The sequence below is a fragment of the Massilia sp. NBRC 108631 genome (assembly GCF_059704565.1).
In genome coordinates, this window is record NZ_BAAKJE010000048.1 from 26,727 (window position 1) to 53,254 (window position 26,528).

At 66.2% G+C, this 26,528-nt stretch carries 16 protein-coding genes; 13 read left to right on the forward strand and 3 right to left on the reverse strand.

Translation table 11 applies throughout. The features are described from left to right. The first annotated feature begins 21 nt into the window (after positions 1-21). Genes kduI through AC6H42_RS05485 form a run of 10 tightly spaced genes read left to right on the forward strand, consistent with a single transcriptional unit; the run spans position 22 to position 11,177 of the window. Positions 22-870, forward strand: coding sequence for a 5-dehydro-4-deoxy-D-glucuronate isomerase (gene kduI, locus AC6H42_RS05440; protein ID WP_057153851.1), 849 nt, complete (start codon positions 22-24; stop codon positions 868-870). 9 nt (positions 871-879) lie between these two features. Beyond that, positions 880-1,650 carry a 2-dehydro-3-deoxy-D-gluconate 5-dehydrogenase KduD gene (gene kduD / locus AC6H42_RS05445; protein WP_057153850.1) on the forward strand — a complete coding sequence of 257 codons (771 nt, stop codon included), beginning with the start codon at positions 880-882 and terminating at the stop codon, positions 1,648-1,650. After that, positions 1,647-2,672, forward strand: coding sequence for a sugar kinase (locus AC6H42_RS05450; RefSeq protein ID WP_497547571.1), 1,026 nt, complete (start codon positions 1,647-1,649; stop codon positions 2,670-2,672). Before kduD ends, AC6H42_RS05450 begins: the two co-directional genes overlap by 4 nt. 60 nt (positions 2,673-2,732) lie before the next feature. Further along, the gene (locus AC6H42_RS05455) at positions 2,733-3,758 is read left to right on the forward strand and encodes a hypothetical protein (RefSeq protein WP_497547572.1); all 1,026 of its coding nucleotides are present in this window, start codon (positions 2,733-2,735) and stop codon (positions 3,756-3,758) included. 10 nt (positions 3,759-3,768) lie between these two features. Beyond that, the gene (locus tag AC6H42_RS05460) at positions 3,769-5,007 is read left to right on the forward strand and encodes an AGE family epimerase/isomerase (RefSeq protein WP_057153848.1); all 1,239 of its coding nucleotides are present in this window, start codon (positions 3,769-3,771) and stop codon (positions 5,005-5,007) included. Next, entirely contained in the window at positions 5,004-5,945 is a 942-nt protein-coding gene (locus AC6H42_RS05465; protein WP_057153847.1) for a carbohydrate kinase family protein, read from the forward strand. Before AC6H42_RS05460 ends, AC6H42_RS05465 begins: the two co-directional genes overlap by 4 nt. Next, entirely contained in the window at positions 5,942-7,840 is a 1,899-nt protein-coding gene (locus AC6H42_RS05470; RefSeq protein ID WP_057153846.1) for a glycoside hydrolase family 97 protein, read from the forward strand. Before AC6H42_RS05465 ends, AC6H42_RS05470 begins: the two co-directional genes overlap by 4 nt. Before the next feature lie 12 nt (positions 7,841-7,852). After that, entirely contained in the window at positions 7,853-9,106 is a 1,254-nt protein-coding gene (locus tag AC6H42_RS05475) for an oligosaccharide MFS transporter (protein ID WP_057153845.1), read from the forward strand. Positions 9,107-9,139: 33 nt separating this feature from the next. Next, positions 9,140-10,339, forward strand: a complete 1,200-nt coding sequence (locus AC6H42_RS05480; RefSeq protein ID WP_082551593.1) for a glycoside hydrolase family 88 protein — start codon at positions 9,140-9,142, stop codon at positions 10,337-10,339. Positions 10,340-10,349: 10 nt separating this feature from the next. Beyond that, positions 10,350-11,177 carry a hypothetical protein gene (locus AC6H42_RS05485; protein WP_057153843.1) on the forward strand — a complete coding sequence of 276 codons (828 nt, stop codon included), beginning with the start codon at positions 10,350-10,352 and terminating at the stop codon, positions 11,175-11,177. Positions 11,178-11,236: 59 nt separating this feature from the next. Here the strand turns inward: AC6H42_RS05485 and AC6H42_RS05490 are convergent, their stop codons facing one another. The 3 genes from AC6H42_RS05490 to AC6H42_RS05500 form a co-directional block, all read right to left on the reverse strand. Further along, on the reverse strand, positions 11,237-12,325 hold the full coding sequence (locus AC6H42_RS05490; RefSeq protein WP_082551592.1) for a LacI family DNA-binding transcriptional regulator: 1,089 nt from the start codon (positions 12,323-12,325) through the stop codon (positions 11,237-11,239). Between the two features lie 36 nt (positions 12,326-12,361). Next, on the reverse strand, positions 12,362-15,502 hold the full coding sequence (locus AC6H42_RS05495; RefSeq protein WP_497547573.1) for a glycoside hydrolase family 2 TIM barrel-domain containing protein: 3,141 nt from the start codon (positions 15,500-15,502) through the stop codon (positions 12,362-12,364). A gap of 132 nt (positions 15,503-15,634) precedes the next feature. Next, complete coding sequence (locus AC6H42_RS05500) at positions 15,635-18,571, reverse strand: TonB-dependent receptor (RefSeq protein WP_057153841.1); 2,937 nt, start codon at positions 18,569-18,571, stop codon at positions 15,635-15,637. 273 nt (positions 18,572-18,844) lie between these two features. Between AC6H42_RS05500 and AC6H42_RS05505 the strand changes: the two genes are divergently transcribed. The 3 genes from AC6H42_RS05505 (at position 18,845) to AC6H42_RS05515 (ending at position 26,436) form a co-directional block, all read left to right on the forward strand. After that, on the forward strand, positions 18,845-21,025 hold the full coding sequence (locus AC6H42_RS05505) for a LamG-like jellyroll fold domain-containing protein (protein ID WP_497547574.1): 2,181 nt from the start codon (positions 18,845-18,847) through the stop codon (positions 21,023-21,025). 174 nt (positions 21,026-21,199) lie between these two features. Further along, positions 21,200-25,714, forward strand: a complete 4,515-nt coding sequence (locus tag AC6H42_RS05510; RefSeq protein ID WP_497547576.1) for a discoidin domain-containing protein — start codon at positions 21,200-21,202, stop codon at positions 25,712-25,714. Positions 25,715-25,725: 11 nt separating this feature from the next. Then, complete coding sequence (locus AC6H42_RS05515) at positions 25,726-26,436, forward strand: NF038129 family PEP-CTERM protein (RefSeq protein WP_057153839.1); 711 nt, start codon at positions 25,726-25,728, stop codon at positions 26,434-26,436. The last annotated feature ends 92 nt before the right edge of the window (positions 26,437-26,528 follow it).

Genomic DNA, 26,528 nt, shown 5'->3' on the forward strand with positions numbered 1-26,528 from the left:
ATGCGCAGTATGGAGACCGCAATGTACGAAAAAACCTACCACGCCACCCATCCCGACATGATGGACCATGTCAGCAACGATCAGCTGCGTGAGCGCTATTTGATCAGCAAGCTCTTCGTTGCGGACACCGTGCAGCTGAATTACTCCCATCATGAGCGTTTTGTGATCGGCGGCGCGGCTCCCGTGAGCGGTCCGGTCTCGCTGCCACGGCACGCCGAACCGGCCTCCGCGGCTGGCCAGCCTTACCTGGTGCGGCGCGAGATGGGCGTCATCAACGTGTCGGGCGGCGCCGGCCGCGTCACGGTGGACGGCACAGCCTACGAACTGGCGCCGCGCGACGGCCTGTACCTGCCGATGGGCACCCGGGATGTCACGTTCGAATCGCTGGACCCGGCGCAGCCGGCGCGCTACTACCTGGCCTCAACCCCGGCCCATGTCCGCTACGAGGTAAAGAAGATCTCGAACGCGGAAGCGGTGCCGCTGGAGCGCGGCAGCGCGGAAACCGCGAATGCCCGCACCATTTACCAATATGTCATCCCTGGCGTGTGCCAGTCCGCCCAGCTTCTGCTCGGCCTGACCATCCTGAAAACGGGCAGCGTATGGAACACCATGCCGCCGCACCTGCACGACCGCCGCTCCGAAGTGTATTTCTACTTCGACCTGAAGGAAAGCGAGCGCGTGTTCCATTTCATGGGCGAGCCGGACTCCGCGCGCCACATCATCGTGGCCAATGAGGAAGCCGTGGTGTCGCCCCCGTGGTCCATCCACATGGGTTCGGGCACCGCCAACTATGCCTTCATCTGGGCCATGGGCGGGGAAAACCTCGACTACACCGACATGAACGTGCTCGACATCTGCCAGCTGAAATAAGGGGCCGCCATGTCTGAACTGTTCAAGCTGGACGGCCGCACCGCCCTCGTCACCGGCGCCAACACGGGCCTGGGCCAGGCCATCGCGGTGGCGCTGGCCCAGGCCGGCGCCGATATTGTAGCGGTGGGCCGCAGCGACGCCGCCAGCCACGCCGGCACCGCCGGGCAAGTGACGGCTGCCGGCCGCCGCTTCGGCTTCGTGCAAGCCGACCTGTCCTCCCTGGAACCGATACCGCGCGTAATGGCCGAAGCGCTGGCCGCATCGCCGCACGGGCGGCTGGATATCCTCGTCAACAACGCCGGCATCATCCGCCGCGCGGACAGCCTGGAGGTCACAGAGGAAGACTGGGACGCCGTCATCAACACCAACCTGAAATCACTGTTCTTCCTGTCGCAAGCGGCCGCGGCCCACATGACGCAGCATGGCGGCGGCAAGATCATCAACGTGGCTTCGCTGCTGTCCTTCCAGGGCGGCATCCGCGTGCCGGCTTACGCCGCCAGCAAGAGCGCGGTGGCCGGCCTGACCAAGGCGCTGGCCAACGAATGGGCCGCGAGAGGCATCAACGTCAACGCGCTGGCGCCGGGTTATTTCGACACCAGCAATACGGCCGCCCTGAAGGCGGACCCTGAGCGCAATGCGTCCATCCTGGCCCGCATCCCGGCCGGACGCTGGGGCGAGCCGGCCGACCTGGGCGGTGCGGCAGTGTTCCTGGCCAGCCGCGCCAGCGACTACGTGCACGGCACCGTGCTGCCGGTAGACGGCGGATGGCTGGCGCGATGACCGGCCGCGTCGTCTGCTTCGGCGAAGTGCTGGTGCGCCTGTCCGCACCAGCCGGCCGCATCTTGCTGCAATCGCCCTCCCTCGAAGTGTGCATCGGCGGCGCCGAGGCCAACGTGGCGGTGTCGCTGGCCCAGTTCGGCCACCAAGTCGCGATGGCCAGCGCGCTGCCGGACAATGCGCTCGGCCACGCGGCCCGCAACGTGCTGCGCGGCCATGGCGTGGACACCGGCGCCATCGCCTTCCGTCCCGGCCGCATGGGCTTGTACTTCCTCACGCCGGGCGCCGTCACGCGGCCGTCCGAAATCATCTACGACCGCGCCGGCTCGGTGTTCGCGGAAGCGCGCGCCGGCCTGCATGACTGGTCCGCACTGCTGGAAGGCGCCGACTGGCTGCACGTTTCCGGCGTCACGCCTGCCATCGGGCCCGGCGCGGCGCAAGCAGTGCTGGCCGCCGTGCGCGCCGCCAGCGCGCTGGGCGTGCGCGTGGCCTACGACGGCAACTACCGCGCGTCCATGTGGGCCGCGCAGGGCCAGGACGGCGCCGAAATACTGCGCGAACTGATGAGCCATGCCGACCTGGCCTTTGCCGACCAGCGCGACATCGCCCTGGTGCTGCGGCGCCCGGAGCTCGAACAGGGCCCGCATGACAGGTCCGGCGACCGCCGTGCCGCTGCGGCGGCTGCCGCCTTCGCCGCCTTCCCCAAGCTCGGAGCACTGGCCGCCACGGTGCGCTTCCAGCACAGCACCTGCCGCCACACCCTGGGCGCCACCCTGCACACGCGCGCCGCAACGTTCGCCGCGGCGCCGGTGGAGTTGGACGGTATCGTCGACCGCATCGGCACCGGGGACGCATTCGCGGCCGGCGTGCTGCACGGCCTGCACAGCGGCTGGGCGCACACGGACACGCTGCAGTTCGGCCTGGCCGCCGCAGCGCTGAAGCACGGCATCGCGGGCGACTTCAACCTGGTCAGCGCCGCCCAGGTGCAGGCGGCCATGACGGGAGCGCTCGATGTGCGCCGCTAACGCCAACGTTAGCGCTGCGGCCCGGCCATGCAGCCGGCCGCGCCGCGCCGGGAGCGCCACATGATGCGCCCGTGGAGACTGCAATGGGAGCACGGCAGCGCCGAAGTGCAGCCGCTGGGAGGCATGCTGGGCCCGGTCACGCTGCGCCTGGACGGCGGACGCGATGTCGACATCATGCACGTGGCGCCGTGGCACGGCATGACGGCCGCCGACACCTTGCCCGGCATCCTGCAGCGCCTGCGGGGCGAATGGCCCTGCGTGCCCTTCGGCCGCGCCGACCGGCCGCACGACCTGCCGCCGGACTGGCGCACGCACCCCGCAGAAGACCGGTGGGACCACGGCTACGCCGCCAACCACGCCTGGCACTGCATCGAGGCCGTGCCGCAGCGCCTGCACCTGGCGATCGACTATCCGGACGAATCGGCCGTGGCGCGGGTTGAACGCATCATCGCCGCCGATCCGCACGCGCCGGCGCTCGACATCACCCTCATCATCCACGCGCGCCGGGAAGCGCGCCTGCCGGCCGGCCTGCACCCCACGTTCCGCCTGCCGCCGGCGGCGGGCCGCGTGCGGGTCGAACTGGGAGCGCACGAGGGCGTGCACAGTTACCCCAGCAACGCCCCCGGGGCCATCTCCCGCCTGCGCGCCGACACGCACTCGGCCAGCCTGGCGCACATGGCCGGCATGGACGGCCCGCTGGACCTGAGCCGCTTGCCACTGCCCGGCCCCAGCGAAGAACTGCTGCAGGTGCGCGGCGTGCAGGGTGGCCATGGCAGCGCCGCGCCCTTCACGCTGCACTATCTCGACTACGCCGCCTGCGTCGGCATGTGGTGGGACACCGCGCAGCTGCCCGACCTGATGCTCTGGATTAGCAACGGCGGCCGCATCCACTTTCCCTGGATGAGCCGCCACCTCGCCATCGGCGCCGAGCCGGTCAACAGCCTGTTCGACCTGGGCCGCGTGGCGCACGCGCCTGCCGGCCACCCGCTGGCGGACCGGCTGGGACTGATGCTGTCGCCGCAGCAACCATGGCAAACGCAATACCGCATCGCAGCCTGGAACCAGGCCGCGCCCGATCAATCCTGACGAATACACCATGCAACCGAATTTCCGCACCAGCGGCATGCTGCTGTCGCACATCGCGCACACCATGCAGTTCTACCACCCGCGCTGCATCGATCCCAGCGGCGGCTTCTACCATTTCTACCTGGACGACGGCAGCATCTACGACCGCAGCACGCGCCATCTGGTCAGCAGCACGCGTTTCGTGTTCAACTACGCCATGGCCTACCGCCGGTTCGGCGAGGCGTCCTGCCTGGACGCCGTGCGCCACGGGGTGGATTTCCTGCGCAACGCCCACCGCGACCCGCACACCGGCGGCTATGCCTGGCAGCTGGAATGGAAGGATGGCGCCAGGCGCGTACTCGACGGCGACAACCACTGCTACGGCCTGGCCTTCGTCATGCTGGCCTACTCGCATGCGCTGGCGGCCGGCGTCGAGCAAGCGCGCGGCTGGATGGACGAGACCTTCGCACTGATGGAGCGCCGCTTCTGGCAGGCGGACCACGGCTTGTACGCCGACCAGGCCAGCGCCGACTGGTCCGTGCTGGACGGCTACCGCGGCCAGAACGCCAACATGCACGCCTGCGAAGCCCTGCTGGCCGCCTATGAGGCCTCGGGCGAGCAGCGCTACCTGCACCGCGCCGAACAGCTGGCATACAACATCACGGTACGCCAGGCCGCGCTGGCCGGCGGCATGATCTGGGAGCACTACCGCGCCGACTGGTCGGTGGACTGGGACTACAACCGCGACGACAAGAGCAACATCTTCCGCCCATGGGGCTACCAGCCCGGCCATTTCACCGAATGGGCCAAGCTGCTGCTGATCATGGAGCGCCATGCCGATGCACTGGCCGCCGCGTCGGACTGGCTGGCGCCGCGCGCCGCGCAGCTGTTCGACCTGGCGCTGCAGAAGGCCTGGGACCGTGAGCACGGCGGCATCCACTACGGCTTCGGCCCGCAGGACGAAATCTGCGACGGCGACAAATACTTCTGGGTGCAGGCCGAGAGCCTGGCCGCCGCCGCCGTGCTGGCCGCGCGCACCGGCGACGAGCGCTATTGGGACTGGTACGACAGGATCTGGGCCTACAGCTGGGAGCACATGGTGGACCACCGCCACGGCGCCTGGTACCGCATCCTGACACCGGACAACCGCAAGATCAGCGCCGAGAAGAGCCCGGCCGGGAAAGTCGACTACCATACGATGGGCGCCTGCCACGAGGTGCTCAATGTGATCGCCCTTGCTACCGAACCTGCTATTGGACGCCAGCCATGAACACTCCGGACTCCGCCGATTTCCCCGCCTTCGTCGCCGCCGGCGAAGCCCTGACCGACCTGATACGCAGCGGCCCGGACGGCTGGCGCAGCCTGGTCGGCGGCTCGACCTGGAACGTGGCGCGTGTAGTGGCGAGCCTGGGCGTGCCGAGCGCCTTCGCCGGCGCCGTCAGCCGCGACGTGTTTGGCGCGCAGCTGGCCGCCGCCAACGCCGCCGCCGGCCTGGACGGCCGCTTCCTGCAGCAGCTGGACAAGGCGCCCCTGCTGGCCGTGGTGCACGAACTCGATCCGCCGAACTACTTCTTCATCGGTGACGACAGCGCGGACCTGCATTTCGACGCCGCGCTGCTGCCGCAGGGCTGGCAGGCCGGCGCGCGCTGGGTGCATTTCGGCGGCATCAGCCTGGCGCGCCAACCGCTGGCGGACAAGCTGCTGGCAATGGCCGAGGACCTCAAGCGGCACGGCGTGTCCATCAGCTACGACCCCAACTTCCGCGCCCTGATGGACCGGCGCTACGACGCCGTGCTGCAGCGCATGGCGGCGCTGGCTGACCTCATCAAGGTGTCGGATGAGGATTTGCGCGGACTGTTCCGCACCGGCGACGCGGAGCTGGCCTTCGGCAAGCTGCGCGCCATGAATCCGGACGCCATCTACCTGTACACACGCGGCGCGGACGGCGCGCAGCTTTACCAGGGAGCCAACTGCTGGAAGGCGCCGGCGCCGGAAATTGCAGTGGTGGATACCGTCGGCGCGGGCGACGCCAGCATCGGCGCCCTGCTCTACAGCTTCATCGGGCGGCCCGCCGAAAAACTGCAGTCGCATCTGCGCTTTGCCGTCGCCGCCGGTGCGGCAGCCTGCCTCGCGCCGGGCGCCACGCCGCCCACCTTGCAGCAAGTGACGAACTTGATGTCCTCATCAACTGGAAAAAACGCCGCATGAAAACCATCCTGCTTTTCCTCGCCGCCCTGCTGCTGCCGCTGGGCGCCACGGCACAGGTCAACGAGCAACCGGGCCAGGCCAGCGTGGCCTCGCCGGACCAGAACCTGCGCTTCGTGTTCTACCAGAAGGCCGACGCTGGCGGCAAGCGCGAGCTGTACTACCGCGTCACCTACAAGCACAAGACCATCATCCTCGACTCGCTGCTCGACCTGCAGCTGGACAACCACCTGTCCGAGAGCGCGATGGCGCTCAAGGTCGACAGGCAGGCAAAGTGGTTCGACAACCTGGCCATCACCGCCATCAGGCATGGCGCGCACGACAGCTCCTGGAAGCCGGAAACCGGCGAACGCGCCACTATCCGCGACCACTACAACCAGATGACGGTGAACATGGTCAAGGACGACAACCCGATCTATCCGCTGTCGCTGGAGGTGCGCGCCTACAACGAAGGCGTGGCGTTCCGTTTCGTCTTCCCTGAGAACGAAAAAGGCACCTACTACCGCGTGGTGCAGGAGAACACCGAGTTCACCTTCCCGGTCGAGACCAAGGCCTGGTTCCACGGCTGGGCGCAAGCGCCCTACCGGCTGCTGCCGCTGGCTGGATGGCCGGACGAATCGGAGCGCCCGCTGACGCTGGAAGTGCTGGGCCGCATCCACGTGGCACTGCTGGAGGCGAACATGGTGGACTACTCGCGCACCAAGTTCAAGCTGCACAAGACCAAGCCGAACACCATCGTCACCGCCATGCACGACCCGGCCGACCTGATCTCGCCTTTCGTTACGCCCTGGCGCGGCATCATGGTGGCCGAAACCGCAGGCGCGCTGGCGGATAACAACCACTTCATCCTGAACCTGAACCCGCCGTCCGCCATCCCCAAGGCCGACTGGATCAAGCCCGGCAAGATCATGCGCGTGATGACGCAGACCACCGCCAGCGCCAAGGCCAATATCGACTTTGCCGCCAGGCGCAAGCTGGAGTACATCCTGTTCGACTGGAAGTGGTATGGCCACGCCTTCTCGTTCGGGTCGGATGCCACCAAGGTGGCCATCCCGGACTTCGACCTGCCCGAGATCATCCGCTACGCGGCCGGCAAAGGTATCGGCGTGTGGCTGTACGTAAACCAGCAGGCGCTGCTCGCGCAGGGCGACAGCATCTTCAAGACCTACCGGCAGTGGGGCGTGAAAGGCGTGAAGTTCGGCTTCGTGCAGGTGGGCTCGCACCGCTGGACCACGTGGCTGGAACAGGCCGTGCGCCAGGCCGCGGACGCCGGGCTGATGGTCAACATCCACGACGACTGGCGCCCCACCGGCGAGCAGCGCACCTGGCCCAACCTGATGACCTCCGAAGGCATACGCGGTAACGAGGAAATGCCGGACGCCACGCACAACACCGTGCTGCCGTTCACGCGCTTTCTGGCCGGCGCGGCGGACTACACCATCTGCTACTACGACCCGCGCATCAAGACCACGCACGCGCACCAGCTGGCGCTCGCCGCCATCTACTACAGCCCGCTGCAAACGCTGTACTGGTACGACAAGCCGGAGATGTCGGCCAATGAGCCCGAGCTGGAATTCTGGGACCGCATTCCAACCACCTGGGACGACAGCAAGGTGCTGCAGGGCGCACCGGGCCAGTTCGTCAGCACCGCCCGCCGCAAGGGCCAGGACTGGTTCGTGGGCACCATTACCAACAACGACGCGCGCAAGGCCAGCGTGAAGCTGGACTTCCTCGAAGCGGGCCGCAGCTACACCGCCACCATTTACGCGGACGATGCGGCCGCCCCCACGAAAACCAAAGTCGGCATCAGCAAGCGCCGCGTCAATGCAGACTCGGTCATCGAAGCCGAGCTGCCGCCGTCCGGCGGCCAGGCCATCTGGCTGACGCCGGAAAGATAAGGAGACTAGTAAATGAACACCAGGCAGTCGCACTACCGCTTCCTCAGCGCCTTTGTGTACGTGTACTTCTTCGCGCAGGCCATGAGCATCTCGCTGCTTGCGACCTGGCTGCGCTCGGAGCTCAAGCTGACCGGAACGGAAACCGGCATCGTCCTCGGCGCCAACTTCATCGCTGCCATGATCTCGCAACCCATCTACGGCTACGTCTCCGACCGCATCGGCATGCGCAAGCACATCCTGTTCACGGTGAGCTTGCTGTGCTCCCTATGCGGCCTGTTCCTGCTGTACGTGTACGCGCCCCTGCTAAGGACCAATATCTACCTGGGCGCCGCGCTGGGCGGCCTGTATTTGGGCATCACCTTCTACGCCGGCAGCTACGCCATCGAGTCGTACGTCGACCGCGTCGGCCGCAAATACGGCTTCGAATACAGCCGCGTCAGGCTGTGGGGCTCGCTGGGCTTCGCCAGCGCCGCCATATTCGCGGGCAATATCTACAATATCAACCCGGGCATCAACTTCTTCCTGGCCTCCAGCGCCGGCGTGCTCATGCTGGTCATGCTGGTTGTCTGGCGTACCCGCGCCGACGAAGACCCGGGAGAAGCCGCCGGACGCGTGCAACTGAACGAGGCGCTGGCCCTGATGAAGGACAAGCACTTCTGGCGCTTCATGGTCTTCATCCTGAGCGTGACCAACCTCTACCTGGTTTTCGACCAGCAGTTCCAGAACTATTTCCGCTCCCTGTTCCCCACGCCTGAGGAAGGGACTGCCATGTTCAGCTATCTGAATTCGGCGCAGATCTTCATCGAGGCCGGCGGCCTGTTCCTGGCGCCGCTGCTGATCAAACGCATCGGCGCGAAGAACGGATTGCTGCTGGCCGGGTCGATCATGCTGGTCCGCATCGCCGGCTCCGGCCTGGCCGACGGTCCGCTGGCCATCTCCGCGCTGAAGATGCTGCACTCGGTGGAGCTGCCTATCCTGGTGGTGTCCGTGTTCCGCTACATTGCCTGCCACTTCGACAACCGGCTCGCTTCCACCGTGTACATGGTCGGCTTCAGCTTCGGCCACTCGCTGGGGCTTTCCGCGTTGTCGCCGCTGGTCGGCATGAGCTACGACGCCATCGGCTTCCCGCACACCTACCTGCTGCTGGCCGCGCTGGGACTGGTGTTCTGGGTGATCTCCATCTGGGCGCTCGAACCGACCCCCGCCGAGTTCCGGCCCCCTGCCAAGACCAGCAAGGATGCGCAGCCCATCGGCAGCGCCCGATAAACAAGACAATACAAGACAGACAAGGAGCAAAGCATGTCCCCATCCCTCAACCCGGCCGCCATGGAGCCGCTGTCCGGTGCGCTGCCGCGTCACTGGGAAGCGCGGCCGGACCAGGCTGCGCTGCAGCAGGCCCTCGCGCAGGTGCTGGCCGCCATCGACCGCAACCTGGAGCACTTCGGCACGGCGTTCCCCGCGCCATCGAGCGTCAATTCGGTCTATCCCGCCATGGGCAATATCGAATGGACCAATGGTTTCTGGACCGGCATGCTGTGGCTGGCCTACGAGGTCAGCGGCGCCGCCCGCTACCGCGAGGCGGCCGAAGCGCATGTGCGCAGCTTCCACCAGCGCCAGGCGCAGCGCATCAACACCAACCACCACGACCTGGGTTTCCTGTACAGCCTCTCCTGCATCGCCGCGCACAAGCTCACCGGCAGCGAACTGGCCGCCGAAGCGGCCATGGGCGCGGCGCGGCTGCTGCTGGAGCGCTATATGGAACGCGCCGGCATCATCCAGGCCTGGGGCGACCTGAACGACCCGGAACAGGCCGGCCGCATGATCATCGACTGCAACCTGAACCTGCCGCTGCTGTACTGGGCTGCGCAGCACAGCGGCGAACGCGCCTTCGCCGACGCGGCCAACCGCCACATCGAGGCGGCCGCGCGCCATATCGTGCGCGCCGACGGCTCGACCTTCCACACCTTCTTCTTCGACCCGGCCACCGGGCTGCCGCGCCACGGCAAGACCCACCAGGGCTTTGCGGACGATTCGTGCTGGTCGCGCGGCCAGGCCTGGGGCATTTCCGGCTTTCCGCTGGTATGCCGCCACAACGGCGACACGCGCCTGCTGGACCTGTCCAAGGTGGTGGCGAACTACTTCCTGAACCGCCTGCCGGACGACGGCATCGCCTACTGGGACCTGATCTTCACTTCCGGCCCGGAAGAGCGCGACAGTTCGGCCGCCGCCATTGCTGCCTGCGGCCTGCTGGAGCTGGCGCGCCAGTTGCCGGAAGCCGATCCGCTGCGCGGCGCCTACCAGCGCGCCGCCGGCGGCATGGTGCAAGAGCTGTCCAGCCGCTACCTGATCGCCGATGGCGCTCCCGGCAGCGGCCTGCTGAAGCATGCGGTGTACCACAAGCCGCAGCGCATGGGCGTGGACGAGAGCTGCATCTGGGGCGACTATTTTTATTTTGAAGCGCTGGTGCGGCTGACCCGCGACTGGCAACCATACTGGTAAGGACCAAGGCATGACACTGCAACACCGATTTCTCGCAATAGACGAAGGCCGCCAGCGCCTGCACCTGATCGACACCAGCGACCCGGCCGCAGGCTGGAGCCGCGGCCTGGCGGACTTCCCGCTGGCGCGCGACATGCAGCGCATCGGCCCGGACCGCGCGCTGGTGGGCTTCGAGCGCGGCTTTTTCGAGCTGGCCATTGCCAGCGGCGAGGTGCTGCGCGCGTGCGACCGCTGGAGCGGCGTCACGGCCGCCTGCCGCCTCGACAACGGCGACACGCTGCTCACCGGCATGGATCTCGACGGTGGCAGCAACGGCATCAACGTCCTGACGCTGGATCCCGACCTGGTGCAAACCGCGTCGGCGCGCCGCGAGGGCGACTACGTGCGCCTGATGCGCCCGGCCGGCGGCAGCTATCTGCTGTGCGCCAACGATCATATCCTTGAAACGGACCACGGCCTGAACGCCCTGCGCACGCTGGCGGCACCGGGCTTTGAACACGCGTGGAAGGCGCAGCGCATGGCGGACGGCGGCACGCTGGTGTCGGCCGGTTATGGGGCGTTCATGGCGCGCTTCGATGCGCAGGGCAAGCTGGCAGGCACTTTCGGAGGCGCGGACCAGCTGCCGGAGGCGCTGCGGGAGGAGGTGGCGCCCTTCTTCTATGCCACATTCCAGGTGCTGGACAACGGACATGTGGTGGTGGCCAACTGGCAGGGGCACGGACCGGACAACGGGGCCAAGGGGCGCCAGCTGCTGGAGTTCGACGCGGCGGGCACGCTGCTGGGCGGCTGGTCGGACGCCGGCAAGCTGTCGTCGCTGCAGGGGATACTCGTTCTGTAGGCGGGTCTGGCGGGTTACGCGGAACTCCCGCCAACCCGCCCTGCCGCGTTGTCGCAATGCTAGGCGCCGATGGGGCCGGCCGATTCGCGCGTGACCAGGGTGAACGGCAGCAGCTTGTGCTGCACCATCGCCGGCTCGCCCGCGCGGCGGCGGCGGATCAGCTCCACCAGCAGGTCCACGGCGGCACGCGCCATGTCGCCGATGGGCTGGTGGATGGTGGTCAGCTCGGGCCACACCGTGGTGGCGACCGGCGTGTCATCGAAACCGCAGATGGTGAGCTGCTCGGGCACCTGCAGGTGCATGCCGTGCGCCACCGCCATGGCGCCTGCGGCCATGTCGTCGTTGCTGGCGAAAATGGCGGTGGGCCGCGTCGGTTGCGCCAGCAGCTGGCGCGCCGCGTCCAATCCGGAACGGTAGGTGAACAGGCCGGGCGCCACGCGCTCCGGCCGCACCGGCAGGCCGGCTTCAGCCATCGCGTCCTCGTAAGCCTTGTAGCGCAGCTGCGCCGGCGTGTGTTTCGGGTCGCCCTGGATGAAGGCGATGTCCTTGTGCCCCAGCGACAGCAGATGGCGCATCATGGCGTAGGCGCCTTCATAGTCGTCGATGCGCACGGCCGATACGCTGGCCACCGGACGGCCGGTCGCAATCGCCACCGTCGGCATGCCGATTTCGTCGAGCTGCTTCAGGGCGGACTTGGAATCGCACAGCGGCGGCGGCACCAGGATGCCATCCGCGCCGCTGGAGATCAGCTTGGCGATGGCGCTGCGCTGGCTGCGCAAGTCATCGCACCGTTCCAGGATCAGCTGGCCGCCGCTCTGGCTGCACTGGTCCATGGCGCCGACCAGGAAGGCACTCATATAAGCCGAGCTGGGATTGCTGTACAACAGCCCTATGCCCAGCGTGCCGATGCGCGCCGCGCGGGCAGCGGTGTTGACCTGGTAGTTCAGCGACTCGATGGCCGCCGTGACTTTTTCCCGCGTGATGTCGGAGACGTGCGTGTTGCCGTTCATGACGCGAGACACCGTCATGGCGGATACGCCGGCAACCCGCGCCACATCATAGATGGTGGCGCTGCTGTTGCCGCGTTCGACTCGCTTGGCTTGCTTGGCTGGTTTAGCTGGTTTAGCTGGTTTAGCTGCTGGTGCCATTGTCCCTTGTTGCCGCTGTTTGTAGGAAGGCTACCATTATAGTCTGCCCGGCGTCACCGTGAAGCTATAGCTTGCAGGTTCCAGCCTGATCCGGTATTTCTGCAGCGGACGGCCGTCCAGGCTCCAGCCGGTATCGCCGCCCACGCCGGCCTGCACCAGGTCCACCAGCAGCGAACCGTCGCCATGCGGCGCGATCTCGGAACTCTTCCACGCGCCGCGCGGCCGCAGATACAGGTCTTCGTACGGGAAGGCCAGCGCGTTGACGGACAGCGGCTGCTCACCCGCCACCTGCAGGCCCGAGCCCTGCCCGTCCAGCAGCGCCAGCCAGCGCACGCCGGTCAGGTTGCCGCTCTCCTGCGGACGCATATAGCTGTGGAACTGATCGGCCAGCTTGCCCTGATACAGGCCGAGCGGGAAGCCGGTGTAGCGGTCGGCATACGATTCCTGCGGCCCCCGGCCATACCATTTCACGTTCTCCAGGCGCGCCGGCTGGTTGAAGCGCAGGCCCAGGCGCAGCGGATCGGGCAGATCGTCGCGCAAGGGCGTGAAGGCCGCCCTCACGCGCAGCGCGCCCTGCGGCGACAACGCATACTCGGTTTCCCAGTGGGCCGCGCCGGCGCCGAAACTGTACAGCACCTTGACGCTGCCGGCGCCCACCGTCACGGCACGCACATTGCGCTCCTCGGTGAATTTCTTCCACACGGCGTGGGTCTTCTGCACGCCGGTGCCCTCGTCGTTGTCGGTCAGGCCGCGCCAGAAGTTCGGCGTACCGCCACTGAGCAAAGGCTGGCCCGCCGCGCTGTAGCTCACCTGGCCGGTCAGCGCATCGACCGCCAGCACCGCGCCGGCGGCGGACATGGTGACGGTGTCGCCCGTGCGCACCGGCTTGACGCCAGATGGGGCTTTGGCCACCGCCGCGCCGCTTGCGGCCGGCGCCAGCACGAACTGGGTCCAGCCGGCCACGCTGCCGGCAGCGACGCCGGGCGTGGTGGCGCCCTTGTAGCGGGCCTGCACCGTCAGCACCGATTCGACCCCTGGTGCGCGCTTGAGCGCCGGCAGTTTGATCGGCACGGCCTGGGTGGCGCCTGCGGCCACGCGCACGCCGTCCAGCGTGCCTTTCGCCACCGGAACGCCATTGTTCATCACGGTCCAGCTGAATTCGAACTCGGAGAGGTCCTTGAAGTCGTAGCGGTTCACCACTTTCAGCTTGCCGCTTTTCGGATCGCCCTCGAATACCACCGGCGAATAGACCTTCTGCAATTCATAGTACTCGGGGTCGGGCGTGCGGTCCGAGCGCACCACGCCGTCGCCGACCACGCTGTTGTCGCCGTGGCCCGGATTCAGGTCGAAGCCGGAAGCCCAGTAGCTGCGGCCCTTGCTGTCCTTGGCATAGACGCTCTGGTCGACCCAGTCCCACACGAAGCCGCCCTGCAGCTTCTTGTGCGCGCGGATCACCTGCCAGTAATCTTCCAGGTTGCCCAGTGAATTGCCCATGGCGTGCGCGTACTCGCACTGTATCATCGGCTGCTTGTAGCGCGGGTCCTGCGCGTAGTCCGCCATCTTCTCGATATCGTCGTACATCGGCGCGTAGATGTCGACGTAGTTGTTCGGCTTGTGCTCTTCGCCCAGTGTGCCATGGCCCAGGTAGCTCACCAGGCGGGTGCTGTCGTTCTGGCGTATCCACTGTGCAGCGTTTTCGAAATTGGGGCCGGTGCCGGCCTCGTTCCCGAGCGACCAGAAGATGATGGAAGGATGGTTGCGGTCGCGCTGCACCATGCGCGACACGCGGTCCAGGTGGGCCGCCTTCCAATGCGGCTTGTAGCCCAACTGGATGGCCTCGCGCTTGCCCGGACCGGCCTTGTCGCCGGCTTCCATGTAGCCGTGGGTTTCGATATTGGCTTCGTCGAACACATACATGCCGTACTCGTCGGCCAGATCGTACCAGCGCGGATCGTTCGGATAGTGCGAGGTCCGCACGGCGTTGACATTGGCCTGCTTCATCAGCTCCATGTCCTTGCGCATGGACTCCATCGACATCACGCGGTAGGTGACCGGGTCGTGCTCGTGCCGGTTCATGCCCTTGATCATGACGCGCTTGCCGTTCACGCGCACTTCGCCATCCTTCACTTCCACCGTGCGGAAGCCAATCCGGCTCGAGGTGGCCGACAGCAGCGCGCCGTCGGCCCCCTTGTATTCCACCACCATGCGGTACAGCTTGGGCGTCTCGGCCGACCACGGCTTGACGTTCTTGATCACCCCCGTGACCGGCGCGGCGCGGCCGTCGGCGACGGCGCCCTTCCCGCTCAGCACCGTACGTTCGCCATCGTACACGGTCACCGCGATTTCGCCCCTGGCCGGCAGGCCGGCCATGTCGGCCTGGAGGGTGAACTCGCCGTCCGCGTAGCGCTGCTTGTCGAGCAGCGCCGTCACGCGGTAGTCGCGCAGGCGCGATTTTGGCTCGGCGTAGACGTACACGCTGCGCTCGATGCCGGACACGCGCCAGAAGTCCTGGTCCTCCAGGTAGGAGCCATCGGCCCAGCGGTAGACTTCGATGGCGATGGTGTTCCTGCCCGGCTTGACGTAGCGGCTCAGTTCGAACTCGGACGGCAGCTTGGAGTCCTCCGAGTAGCCCACCTTCTGGCCGTTGACCCATACGTAGTAGGCCGCGCCGGCCGCGCCGATATGCAGGAACACGTCGCGTCCGTCCCAATTGGCCGGCACCTCGAAGTCGCGCCGGTAGGAGCCCACTTCGTTCATGCCGTGCGGGATGAAAGGCTCGTTCATCGGGAACGGGTACTGGATGTTGGTGAACACCGGCAGGCCGTAACCCTGCGCCTGTATCATGCCCGGCACCTGGATCGACTTCCAGCCGCTGACGTCATAGCCCGGTTCGTAGAAGCGCACCGGCCGCGCTTCCGGCGTGGGCGAGTAGGCGAAGGCCCAGGCGCCGTCCAGCGAGCGGTAGTACTTCGAAGCCGCCATGTCGCCCTTGATCGCCTGCTCGCGCGTTTCGAAGTTGAAGAAGGTGGTCTTCATCGGTTCGCGGTTCACGGCGAAGACTTCGGGCTGTTCCCACTCGGGCACGGATTGCGCGGGCTGCTGCGCTGCGGCGTGCGGCGCCAGGGTGGAACACAGCATGAAAACGGCTAAGGCGATCGGGCTAAGTTGCTTGGGCATGGGCTTTTTATTCAAAGGGTTCGACTGGAGATCAACTGATGATCAAATTCTTGATCACATCCATGATCAAATTGGACAAATGGATGGAGGGCCGAAGCCGTCCATCCATTTGTACGTGCAGACTACCAGATATTACTGGCCAAATTTGTAACGCAGGCCGAGAACGAAGGTGCGGCCGTTGCCATAGTGCTGCAACTCGATGCCGGTCTTGTGCGATGGCTCGCCGATGTAGCGGTGCAGCGCCTTGTCGGTGATGTTCTTGACGTTGAACGACAGCGTCAGGTTGTCGGCGATTTCATAGTTGACCGAACCGTCCAGGATGCCGTAGGCGTCGATGGAACGGCTGTCGATCGGATTGACCGCCACATCATTAAACAGCGACATCGAACGCCATGTGTAGGCCAGGCGAGCCGACAGCTTCTTGTCCTCATACATGCCGGACAGGCTGTAGCTGTGCTTGGACTGGAACGGCTGTGGCATGCTCACCACGTTCGGCGCCGCGGCCGTGCCGAAGTTGAGCGGATTGGAGGTCTTCACGAAGGTGTACGAACCGGACACGCCGAAGTTCTGCAGGAAGCCCGCCGAGCTGTCGAAGAAGTACTGGCCCGCCACTTCCACGCCGCGCGCATAGCCTTTTTCAGCGTTGACGCGCTTGCTGACCGAGTACTGGCCGCCCGAGCAGCCGTTGGCCGGGCCGGTGTAAGGCGCGGCGATGGCGGCGTCCAGCGTCTGGCACGAGATCAGCGAATTGAAGAAGCCATCGATCTCCTTGTCGAACACGGCAACCGAGGCGTAGTTGGTCTTGTTGAAGTAGTGTTCCAGCGACAGGTCGAAGCTGTCCGCCACCAGCGGACGCAGTTCCGGATTGCCGACGTTGGCCGTGCCGTTGGCGGTGTTTACGCCGCTGATGGACGGATTCAGGTCGCCGATGCCGGCGCGGGTCAAGCCGCGGCCATAGGCGAAGCGCACCAGCTGTTCCTTGGTGATGTCGTAAGTGGCGTTGAACGACGGCAGAGCGTTGGTGTAGCGGGTTTTGCCGACCACATCCACCAGCGAGCCGTTCAAGCCCACCACGCGCGCCACGGCCTCGCCGGAAGTGCGCACCACGCGCACGCCGACATTGCCCTTGAGCCGGTCGTCCAGCGCCGAGAATTCGCCCACCAGGTAGCCGGCCAGCGTGTTCTCTTCGACGTAGCGGCGGTCGGCGGCGATTTCAGGATAGGCGCCGTCCTGCGCAATGCCCGCTTTCGGGAAGGCGGTCTGCACGCCGTTGCCCAGCAGGGCGTCCGGCGAATAGACGGCGAAGCCGCCGGCGTAGCCCGCGTCGCCGCCCATGAAGTTGGTCGGCGCGTTCTGGATCACGCCGGGCATGGACGAGGCGTAGATGGCGTTCGAGCGGTTGGCCGTCAGGGCCAGGCCGTCGGTGGTCAGCGGCTTGCCGGTGAAGCGGTAGTTCTTGTACAGGCTATCCATGTGGGCGTAGCGGGTGCCGAACTTGAGCTTGTTGAACGGGCCCGCATCCAGGCTGTAGGCGCCGCTCAGCGCGGTGGCGTGGCCGCTGTCGTCCCAGCTCTGGTTGGTGCCGTTGTCATACGAACGGAACACGAAGTTGGCCGGGTCGCCCAGGTCCGGACCGTTGAAGGTCAGCTGGTGCGGCGCGCCGTCGGCGATGCGGTTGGTGGACCACAGCTTGCCCGGCGCCGAGTCCATGATCACGGAGCGGTTGTCCTGGGTCTTGTCGGACTTGATGTAGGAGAAGTCGGCCTTCAGCGCCAGGTCCGCCGTCGGGCTCCATTCGGCGCCAGCCGCGCCTACCCAGGTGGTGTAAGGCGTGTGCTCGTCGCCGCCCAGGCTGGTCAGCGCGGAATTCAGGAAGCTGCCGCTCAGCAGGCGCTTGTTGACCAGCACGTCGTCGCTGCCGCCGTTGACGTTGCGGTTGGCCAGCGATTCAGTGTAATTGAACGGCGTGGTCTGCAGGTTCTGCACGTTGGCGCCGTCCACCGAGTTCAGGCCGCGGTAGTTCTGGTGGTACAGGTAGTAGACGTAGTTCGCCTCGGCATAGAAACGCAAGGTGTTGCTGACGCGGTAGTCGGCGGCCAGGTTCAGGCCCTTGCGCTCGCGCATGATGGTTTCCTGGAACACGTTGCTGGTCACGCCGGTGGCCGACATCACGTTGCCGATCTGGTCCGCCGTCAGGCCGGCCAGGTTGGGCATGTTGGCGCCGGTGGTGCCCACGTTGTCCAGGAAGCTGACGTCGTTGCGGCCGACATAGGCCGACATCGGCAGGGACGGGTTGTTGGCCGTGTTGGCGGCGGCGCGCGTTGCATACTCGGCGCTGTCGGCACGCACCGCGCGCTTCAGGCTGCCGCCCCGGTTGGCCGGGTTGTTGTCGGAACGGCCGGTGCTTTTCTGGTAGACCGCCGCCCCCATCACGCCGATGCGGCTGCCGCCGCCCAGGTCGAAGCGGTTGGCGCCCATGACGAAGAGCTCGGGATCGGTCTTCTTGGCCAGATCGTTGTTGCTGAAGCTGACCGACGCCGCGAAGGTCGGACCCTTGAAATCGCTCGGGTTGCGGTTGCGGATGTTGACCAGCCCGCCGATGCCGCCCTCGATATGCTCGGCCGATGGATTCTTGTACACATCGACGCCGGCGATCATGCCCGGGATCGCACTCTCGATGTTGAATTCACGGCCGCCGGCGGTGTTGAAGGAGCGGCCATTGATTTGCGAAGCAGTCTGGTTGCTCAGGCCGCGGATGGTCAGGCCGGAACCGGCGCCGACCGGCGAAGCGCCCTCGCCGCCGTAGCGGTAGCCCTGCACGCCCGGGATGCGGGTCATCGTCTCGGCCACGTTCAGGTCCGGCAGCTTGCCGATGTCCTCGGCGGTGATGGAATCGACCACCTCCATCGTGTCGCGCTTGATGGCCACCGACGAGCGGGCGCTGGCGCGGATGCCGGTCACCACCACGGTGTTGTCCTGGGCCAGCGCGCATGGCGCCACAAACAGGCCTTGTGCCACAGCCAGCGCCATGGCGGAAATCGGCAGCGAGTGCTTCAGTTGCTTGTTCATTTCTGTCTCCAATTATTCTAGTTTCGCGCTTTACAGCGCGTGCTTGCTTCAATCAACCCCTCGTTTCTTGGTCTTACCCCTGCTACCGGATGCTGCAAGTTATCGATAACAGAAACGATGGTAGCACAGAAAATTTTGAGCAGCTATCCCAAATCGATATGCATTTTTGACGAAATGCTATACGTGTTTGTGTCGGCGGCTACCTAGAATGATTTTGCACAAATCATTGTGCCACGGAATGTTATCGATAACAACACTTATGGAGACAGACAGATGACAGCACCAAGATCGGCGCACGCGCAATCCAGGGAGCAGGACGGAACCGACCTCCCGCGCCGCAGTTTCCTCTACAGCCTGGGCGCACTGGCCCTGGCCGGCTGCGGCGGTTCCGTCTTTGAAGCCGCGCAGCCGGCGCAGGCCCCGCGCCAGCTGGGCGCAACGGCCACCGGCTTCGCCCACCCCGGCCTGCTGCACACCCAGGCCGACTTCAACCGGATGATGCAAAAGTACAACACCCAGCCATGGAAAGGCAGCTGGGACAAGCTGACCGCCAACCCGCACGCGCAGTTGTCCTACGTGGCCTCGCCCCAGGCGGTGGTCTACCGGGGCGACGACGGCGTCCATCCGCAGAACTACAGCAAGCTGTTTAACGACGTGGCCGCCGCCTACGCCTGCGCGCTGCGCTGGAAAATCTCCGGCGACAGCGCCTACGCCGACAAGGCGGTACAGATCATGAACGGCTGGTCCGCCACCCTCACCGCCATCAGCGGCACCACCGATTCCCAGCTGGCGGCCGGCATCTACGGCTACGAGTTCGCCAACGCCGGCGAGATGATGCGCAGCTACAGCGGCTGGGCGGCGGCCGACTTCATCCGCTTCCAGGGCATGATGCGCAACATCTTCTACCCCATCAACCACGACTTCCTGATCCGCCACAACAACACCGAAGCCACCCACTACTGGGCCAACTGGGACGTGTGCAACATGGCCTCCATCATGGCCATCGGCGTGCTGTGCGACGAGCAGGCGCTGTTCGACGAAGCGGTCACCTACTTCAAGAGCGGCGCCGGCAACGGCGCCATCGGCAAGGCGGTGTACTACGTGCACCCTGGCTACCTTGGCCAGTGGCAGGAGTCCGGCCGCGACCAGGGCCACAACACGCTCGGCATCGCGCTGATGGGAGCCCTGTGCGAGATGGCCTGGAACCAGGGCGTGGACCTGTATGGCTACGACAACAACCGCTTCCTGATGGCGGCCGAGTATGTGGCCAAGGCCAACCTGATCCAGTCCGGCACCACGTACTACAGCGTGCCCTACGTTACCTATAACAATGTGGACAATGTGAACCAGACCGGCTTCTCCACCGCCGGCATCGGCAACCAGCGGCCCTGCTGGGCGCTGGTGTACAACCACTACGTGAACCGCAAGGGCCTGGCCGCGCCCTGGTCCAAACAGTTCGCGCTGCTGATCCAGCCAGAAGGCGGCGGCTCCGGCTCCACCAGCGGCGGTTACGACCAGCTGGGCTACGGCACGCTGACCTGCGGCCTGGACCCCATTGCCGGCGGCGCCGCGCCCAGCGGCCTGAGCGCCCATATCAGCGGCGGCGCGGTGGTGCTTTCCTGGTGGGGCAGCGCCTACGCCACCGGCTACACGGTCAAGCGCGCCACCGTGGCGGGCGGCCCGTACACCACCGTGGCCAGCGGCATCACCGGCCTGCTCACCTGGACCGACAGCGGCCTGGCCGCCGGCACCTACTACTACGTGGTCACCGCGTCCACGCCGTCGGGCGCCACAGCCGCCTCCAACGAAGCGCGCGCCATCACCGGCACGCCGCTGCACACCTGCCTGCCCTTCGACGCGGCCAGCGGCGCCGTTGCCGCCGACGCCAGCGGCAACGGCCACCCCGGCACGCTGATGGGCGGCGCCAGCTGGGTGGCCGGCAAGCAGGCCAACGCAGTCGCGCTCAACGGCAGCACCGGCTACGTCAGCCTGCCGGCCGACCTGATGACGGACGTGGGCGACTTCACCATCGCCGCCTGGGTCTACTGGAACGCCGCCCGCAACTGGGAGCGCATTTTCGACTTCGGCAACGGCACCGGCGACTACATGATGCTGACGGCGCGCTCGAACACCGGCGTGCTGCGCTTCGCCATGACCGTCAACGGCGGCTACGGCGAGCGCTCCGTCAACGGCAGCGCCGCGCTGCCCACCGGGCAATGGGCGCACGTGGCGGTCACGCTGTCGGGGAAAAACGCCACGCTGTATGTAAACGGCGCAGTGGCCGGCAACAACGCCGACATGTTCCTGGCCCCGTTCCGGCTGGGCAGCACCAGCCAGAACTGGATCGGCCGGTCGCAGTATCCCGACCCCTACTTCAACGGCAAGATAGACGATTTCCGCATTTACCGGGGCGCCCTCAGCGCCGCGGCGGTGGCGGCGCTGATGACGGCTTGACGGTGCATCGTTATCGATAAGCCATAAATATCCGTTGCAGGCCGGTAAAAAAGGAATACATCAGGCCTGCAACAATTGGATAGAATTGGCGAGAATCCTCGTTATCGATAACAGACGGCGCCGGCGGATTCGTTTCACCATACAACAACTTATAAAAGAGACAGGGAAGCAACCATGAAAAGACTCGGATCGCGGGGCGCGCGCACGCCTGTGCCCGCCCTTCAGCCCACCTTCCAGCCCACCGCCATTGCCGCACTGCTGCTCGCGCTGGGCCTGATGGGGCCACTGCTGCCGCCCAGCGCCAGCGCCGCCGACACCATAGAAACGCTGGCCACCGCCTATCAGCCCACCATCGCCGAAAGCATCGACGCCAACGGCTTCAAGCACCCCGGCGTGGGCCTGACCAGGGAAATGCTGGAAAACGTGCGGGCCCAGGTGCTGGCGCAAAAGGAGCCGTGGAATACGCACTTCAACGCCATGCTGCTATCGCCCGCCGCGTCCAAGACCGTCACCTCCAGCAACCAGGGCAGCGATCCGACCAAACCCGGCAGCCTGGCCTTCAGCAGCCAGGGCTTCAACTCGAAATTCATCGCCGACGGCCTGAAGGCCTACACCCAGGCCCTGCTCTACTACATCACCGGCGACGAGACCTACCGCGCCAACACCATGCGCATCCTGCGCATCTGGGCGCAGATGGACCCGGCGCAGTATGTCTACTTCGTCGATTCGCATATCCACACCGGCATCCCGCTCAGCCGCATGGCGGCCGCCGCCGAGATCATGCGCTACACCAGTTGCCAGACGGCCGCGCTCGAGTGGACCGAACAGGACACCGCCAACTTCACCAACAACCTGATCAACCCGGTCATCGAGACCTTCCAGCACACCAACTACCGCTTCATGAACCAGCACCTGTATCCGCTGCTGGGCGCGATGTCGGGCTATATCTTCAGCGGCAACCGCGCGCGCTACAACGAGGGCGTGGAATGGTTCACCGTGAACAGGACGGCGGTGGACCAGGGCCAGAACGGCGCCATCAAGGCGCTGTTCCGCCTGGTGGAGAAGAACGACCTGACCGGCGAGGCCGTCACGCCGGTGGTGCAGCACGTTGAAATGGGCCGCGACCAGGCCCACGGCGGCGGCGACATCACCAACGCCGGCATCCTGGCGCGCCTGCTGAACGCCCAGGGCACCAAGGTCGATCCGGCCGACGGCACGGTCTCCACCGCGCCGGAAGCGGTCGGCCCCTATGAATTCCTGAACGACCGCATCCTGGACGCGGCCGACTTCTTCGGCCGCTACATGACCGGCTACGACACGCCCTGGGTCCCCACCGCTTCGCATACCGATGCCAACGGCGTGCCCACCGTGGTCTACCGAGAAATCGCCGGCGGCTACCGGGGCCGCATGTTCTCCAGCCTGTGGGAACCCTATTACTATTACAAGTACGTCAAAGGGGTGGACATGGCGCAGCGCGCGCCCTACCTCAGCCACATGTTCTCGCTGCGCACCAGCTACAACTGGGACGGCGTGGACGGCGGCGGCGACTACTGGCTCTTCATCCCGCCTGCGGCGGCCGACGCCGAAGGCGGCCAGCTGCTGGTCAAGCCCATCGCCGATCCTTACCGCGAAGTGGAAGACCGCTTCACGGTACTCGATGGCGACGTGACTGCCATGCAGGACGAGACCGCGTCTTTCCTGCAGATCAATACCACCGCCACCGGCGCCAGGCTGGCCGTGGTCGGCTACGGCCATGGTTCGAAGAGCATCGCCTTCAAGATCCGCACCAACGGCGTGGCCACACTGGAAGCGTTCGACGAATCCGTGGCGCTGCCTAACACCAACGGCCAGTGGCGCTACGTGAATTACACGCTGGACGCCTACCACGGCCTGGGCGACGTGCAGTACCTCACTGTCAAGGGCGCCGGCACGCGGGTCGACATCGACCATATCAACGTGCAGGGCGGCAGCTTCACCACGCCCGTGTTCACCGGCGGCGACGCGGACCTGAACCTGGTGACTTACGCCAGCTCCAGCGCCGCCATCAACCACAGTTTTGCCGCCACCGACGCCGGCGCGGGCGACGTGCTGACCTACCAGGTGGACAACCTGCCGGCCGGCGCCACCTTCGACACCGCCACCGGCGCCTTCTCCTGGCTGCCGGCGCAGGCGGGCAGCTACAGCTTTGTCATCACCACCTCGGACGGCACCACCATCACCAGCAAGCTCGTGCAGATCACCGTGGCGGGCGACCGCCAGGGCGCCATCACTGCCGTCAATGCCGCCTACAAGGCCGGGACGCTGTACGTGGCGTCCACGCTGGAGACCTACAACGCGGCCTATGCCGACATTGCAGGCGCGGCCGCCAGCGCCAGCGACGCGGTGTTCCAGCAAAAGCTGGCGGCACTGAACAGCGCCGTGCAGGGCTTGCAGGAACTGACTCCGCTGCTGGCCGACGGCAGCATGAACTACCGTAACATGTTCAAGACCTCCACCTTCGGCAACGCCGTGCCGCTGTTGATGGACAACACGCCGACCAGCTGGTCCACCGCGCCCGGCACCTACGCGCCCAACCTGGCGCACATCATGGACTTCGGCCCGGACTTCAAGGCCTCGGCGTCGGGCTTCCAGATGCAGGTGCGCGCCAGCTTCCCCGAACGGATCGGCGGCGTGGCCATGTTCGGCTCCGACGACAACGAGAACTGGACCCGCTTGACGCCAGGCCTGACCGTGATCTCGGACGACATGCAGACCCTGCCGGTGCAGGACGCGCTGAGGGACCGTCGCTTCCGCTTCTTCAAGCTGCAGATGGTGCAGCCCACCTACGCCATCCTGGAAGTGGGCGAATTCCGCATCTTCGGCCAGCGCCATGAAACCGTCAACAAGATCGCGTCGGTTTCCATCAGCTCGGCGCAAAGCCTGAAGAAGCGCATCGTTCCCGGCAACACGGTGCAGCTGGCCTTCAAGTCCAGGGAAGCCATCAACAACGTCAACGTGATGGTGCAGGGCCAGGCGGCAACGGTCTCCACCACCGACAACGTGAACTGGACCGCCACCTGGATCGCCAGCGCCAGCGCCCCGGCCGGCGCCGTGAAATTCGTCATCAACTACAAAACGGCGGCCGGCGTCGACGCCGAGCCGACCCTGTTCACCACCGACGACACCTCCCTGTTCATCTCCGACCAGACCGGCCTGATCGACCCGATCGGCCTGACGGCCCTGAGCGACTCCAGCGGCAGGAACCAGGCCGACGTGTTGGCGCAGGCCACGCTGCTGCTCGACAACAACCTCGGCAGCTTCACCGACTTCCGCGTCAACGGCTCCGGCAACGGCGGCTGGCTCAAGTTCGACTTCAAGGGCGGTGGCCAGGCCACCCTGGACCGGGTCGAGGTGATTGGCCGGCAGGACCAGTACGCAAGCCGCATCAACGGTACCGTGGTGCAAGGCTCGAACGACAACACGGCCTGGGACACCATTTCCCCGGCCTCGAACGGCTCGCCGGACTGGCAGACCTTGAAGATCAACAGCCTGCAGCCATACCGCTACATCCGCGTGGTGAACGGCAATGCCTGGTATGGCAACATGTCCGAAGTGCGCCTGTACGGCGCGGTGGCGTCGGTGAACATGATCTCGGCCGCGTCGCTGTCGTCGGCGCAGGCGCTGCGCGGCCGCGTGGTGCCGGGCAACACCGTCAAGGTGGCGTTCACGGCCAAGCAGGCCATCAGCAACGTCAGCGCCACCATTCATGGCGTGCCGGCCACCGTGGCCACTACCGACAACGTCAACTTCACCGCCAGCGCGGTGCTGCCGCAAGGTTCGGCGCCGGGCGCGGTGGGCTTCGCCATCAATTACAAGACGCAGGCCGGCAAGGACGGCTACCCGAACACGGCCACCACCGACGGCACCCTGCTGACGCTGGTGGACGAGGCGGACGTGATCAAGAACGTGACCGGCATCGCCACCCTGATCGACTCCACCGTCAACCGGCCGGCCGCCACCACGCTGTCCATCACGAACTCGCTGTTCGACTCCAACCTGGGCACCAGCTCGGACTACCGCACCGGCACCGGCAATTTCGGCACCGCCAGCTACATCACGTTCGACTTCAAGGCGGGCAACCAGGCCACGCTGACCGGCGTGGAAATGGCGGCCCGCCAGGACCAGGCCGCGCGCGCCAAGGGCACCGTGGTGCAGGGCTCGAACGACAACGCCAGCTGGACCACCCTGACCGCAGCGGCGGTGACGACGCAGGACTGGCAAACCTTGCCGGTGGCCGGCGCCGTGCCTTACCGCTATATCCGCATCTTCAACGGCAATAACTGGTTCGGCAACCTGTCCGAAGTGCGCTTCCATGGCAGTGTGCAAATGGCCGCGCAGGACGTGAGCGCCAGCGTGAAGATGACGCAGCAAGGCGCCCTGCTCAACCGCGCCACCGGCAAGTACCTCGGCAGCGTCACGGTGACCAACACCGGCGGCGCGGCGCTTGCAGGCCCCCTGCAGCTGAAGCTGACCGGCCTGACCGCCGGGCTGACGCTGGACAATGCCAGCGGCACCGACGCCGGCGCACCCTACATCACCCTGCCCGGCCCGCTGAACGCCGGCGCCACCGTCAGCGTGCCGCTGACCTTCACCAACCCGGCACGCAGCGTGGTCGCCTACACGCCCGTGCTGTACAAAGGCAGCTTCTAAGGAGACATGACATGAAACTCAATATTCGACAGCAGGGCCAGCACCTGCTCTCCGCCGCGCTGCGCGCGCTTGCGCAGACTCCGGCGCGGAAACTGGCGCGGACACTGGCACGCAAGCTGATGCTGGCGCCGGCGCTGGCACTGTCGCTGGCCTTGCCGCTGGCGGCCGGCAGCGCCCCGGCCAGCGCCGCCACCATCCATGTGAGCATCGACACGTCCACCTTCGGCGCGGCGAGCGGTTACCTGGACATGCAGCTCAGCGCCAGCGCAGGCGTGCCGCTGGCCACCGCGGTGGTCAGCAACCTGGCCGGCTTCGGCGCGCTGGACCTGAACTACGGCTGGACGGCGGTGCCGGGCGGCTTCCAGTTCCGCAACGACACCTCCAACTATCTGTCGCACACCGCCACCTTCGGCGGCGTGCTGTCCTTCGACCTGACCCTGGACGGCGACTACGATCCGCTCACCGGCTACGTGTCGCACTTCCTGGTGTCCGCCTTCGACCAGGACATCGCGCCGCTGGGGACGTACAACCCGCTCAGCCTGGCCCTGGCCGATTTCAGCTGGACCCCGGCACTGACCGCGGGCGGCAAGGGCAGCATCGGCGCCGTTGTTTCCGATCCCGGCGTCACGGTAGTGCCGGAGCCGGCCAGCCTGCTGCTGCTGGGCGCCGGCCTGGCCGGCATGGCCCTGACGCAGCGCCGGCGGGCAACCGGCAAGCGCTGAGCCAAAGCGCTCCGGCTCTGCGCCGGGGCGCTGCAAGTCCCCTCCCCAGGTGTTGCTTTTATCTTGAAATTGCCAATCATCATGATTGACCG

Bases quoted from the DNA above. Each gene is read 5' to 3' on its own strand.
- kduI (WP_057153851.1), top strand. From the start codon at position 22: ATGTACGAAAAAACCTACCACGCCACCCATCCCGACATGATGGACCAT.
- kduD (WP_057153850.1), top strand. From the start codon at position 880: ATGTCTGAACTGTTCAAGCTGGACGGCCGCACCGCCCTCGTCACCGGC.
- AC6H42_RS05450 (WP_497547571.1), top strand. From the start codon at position 1,647: ATGACCGGCCGCGTCGTCTGCTTCGGCGAAGTGCTGGTGCGCCTGTCC.
- AC6H42_RS05455 (WP_497547572.1), top strand. From the start codon at position 2,733: ATGATGCGCCCGTGGAGACTGCAATGGGAGCACGGCAGCGCCGAAGTG.
- AC6H42_RS05460 (WP_057153848.1), top strand. From the start codon at position 3,769: ATGCAACCGAATTTCCGCACCAGCGGCATGCTGCTGTCGCACATCGCG.
- AC6H42_RS05465 (WP_057153847.1), top strand. From the start codon at position 5,004: ATGAACACTCCGGACTCCGCCGATTTCCCCGCCTTCGTCGCCGCCGGC.
- AC6H42_RS05470 (WP_057153846.1), top strand. From the start codon at position 5,942: ATGAAAACCATCCTGCTTTTCCTCGCCGCCCTGCTGCTGCCGCTGGGC.
- AC6H42_RS05475 (WP_057153845.1), top strand. From the start codon at position 7,853: ATGAACACCAGGCAGTCGCACTACCGCTTCCTCAGCGCCTTTGTGTAC.
- AC6H42_RS05480 (WP_082551593.1), top strand. From the start codon at position 9,140: ATGTCCCCATCCCTCAACCCGGCCGCCATGGAGCCGCTGTCCGGTGCG.
- AC6H42_RS05485 (WP_057153843.1), top strand. From the start codon at position 10,350: ATGACACTGCAACACCGATTTCTCGCAATAGACGAAGGCCGCCAGCGC.
- AC6H42_RS05490 (WP_082551592.1), bottom strand. From the start codon at position 12,325: ATGGCACCAGCAGCTAAACCAGCTAAACCAGCTAAACCAGCCAAGCAA.
- AC6H42_RS05495 (WP_497547573.1), bottom strand. From the start codon at position 15,502: ATGCCCAAGCAACTTAGCCCGATCGCCTTAGCCGTTTTCATGCTGTGT.
- AC6H42_RS05500 (WP_057153841.1), bottom strand. From the start codon at position 18,571: ATGAACAAGCAACTGAAGCACTCGCTGCCGATTTCCGCCATGGCGCTG.
- AC6H42_RS05505 (WP_497547574.1), top strand. From the start codon at position 18,845: ATGACAGCACCAAGATCGGCGCACGCGCAATCCAGGGAGCAGGACGGA.
- AC6H42_RS05510 (WP_497547576.1), top strand. From the start codon at position 21,200: ATGAAAAGACTCGGATCGCGGGGCGCGCGCACGCCTGTGCCCGCCCTT.
- AC6H42_RS05515 (WP_057153839.1), top strand. From the start codon at position 25,726: ATGAAACTCAATATTCGACAGCAGGGCCAGCACCTGCTCTCCGCCGCG.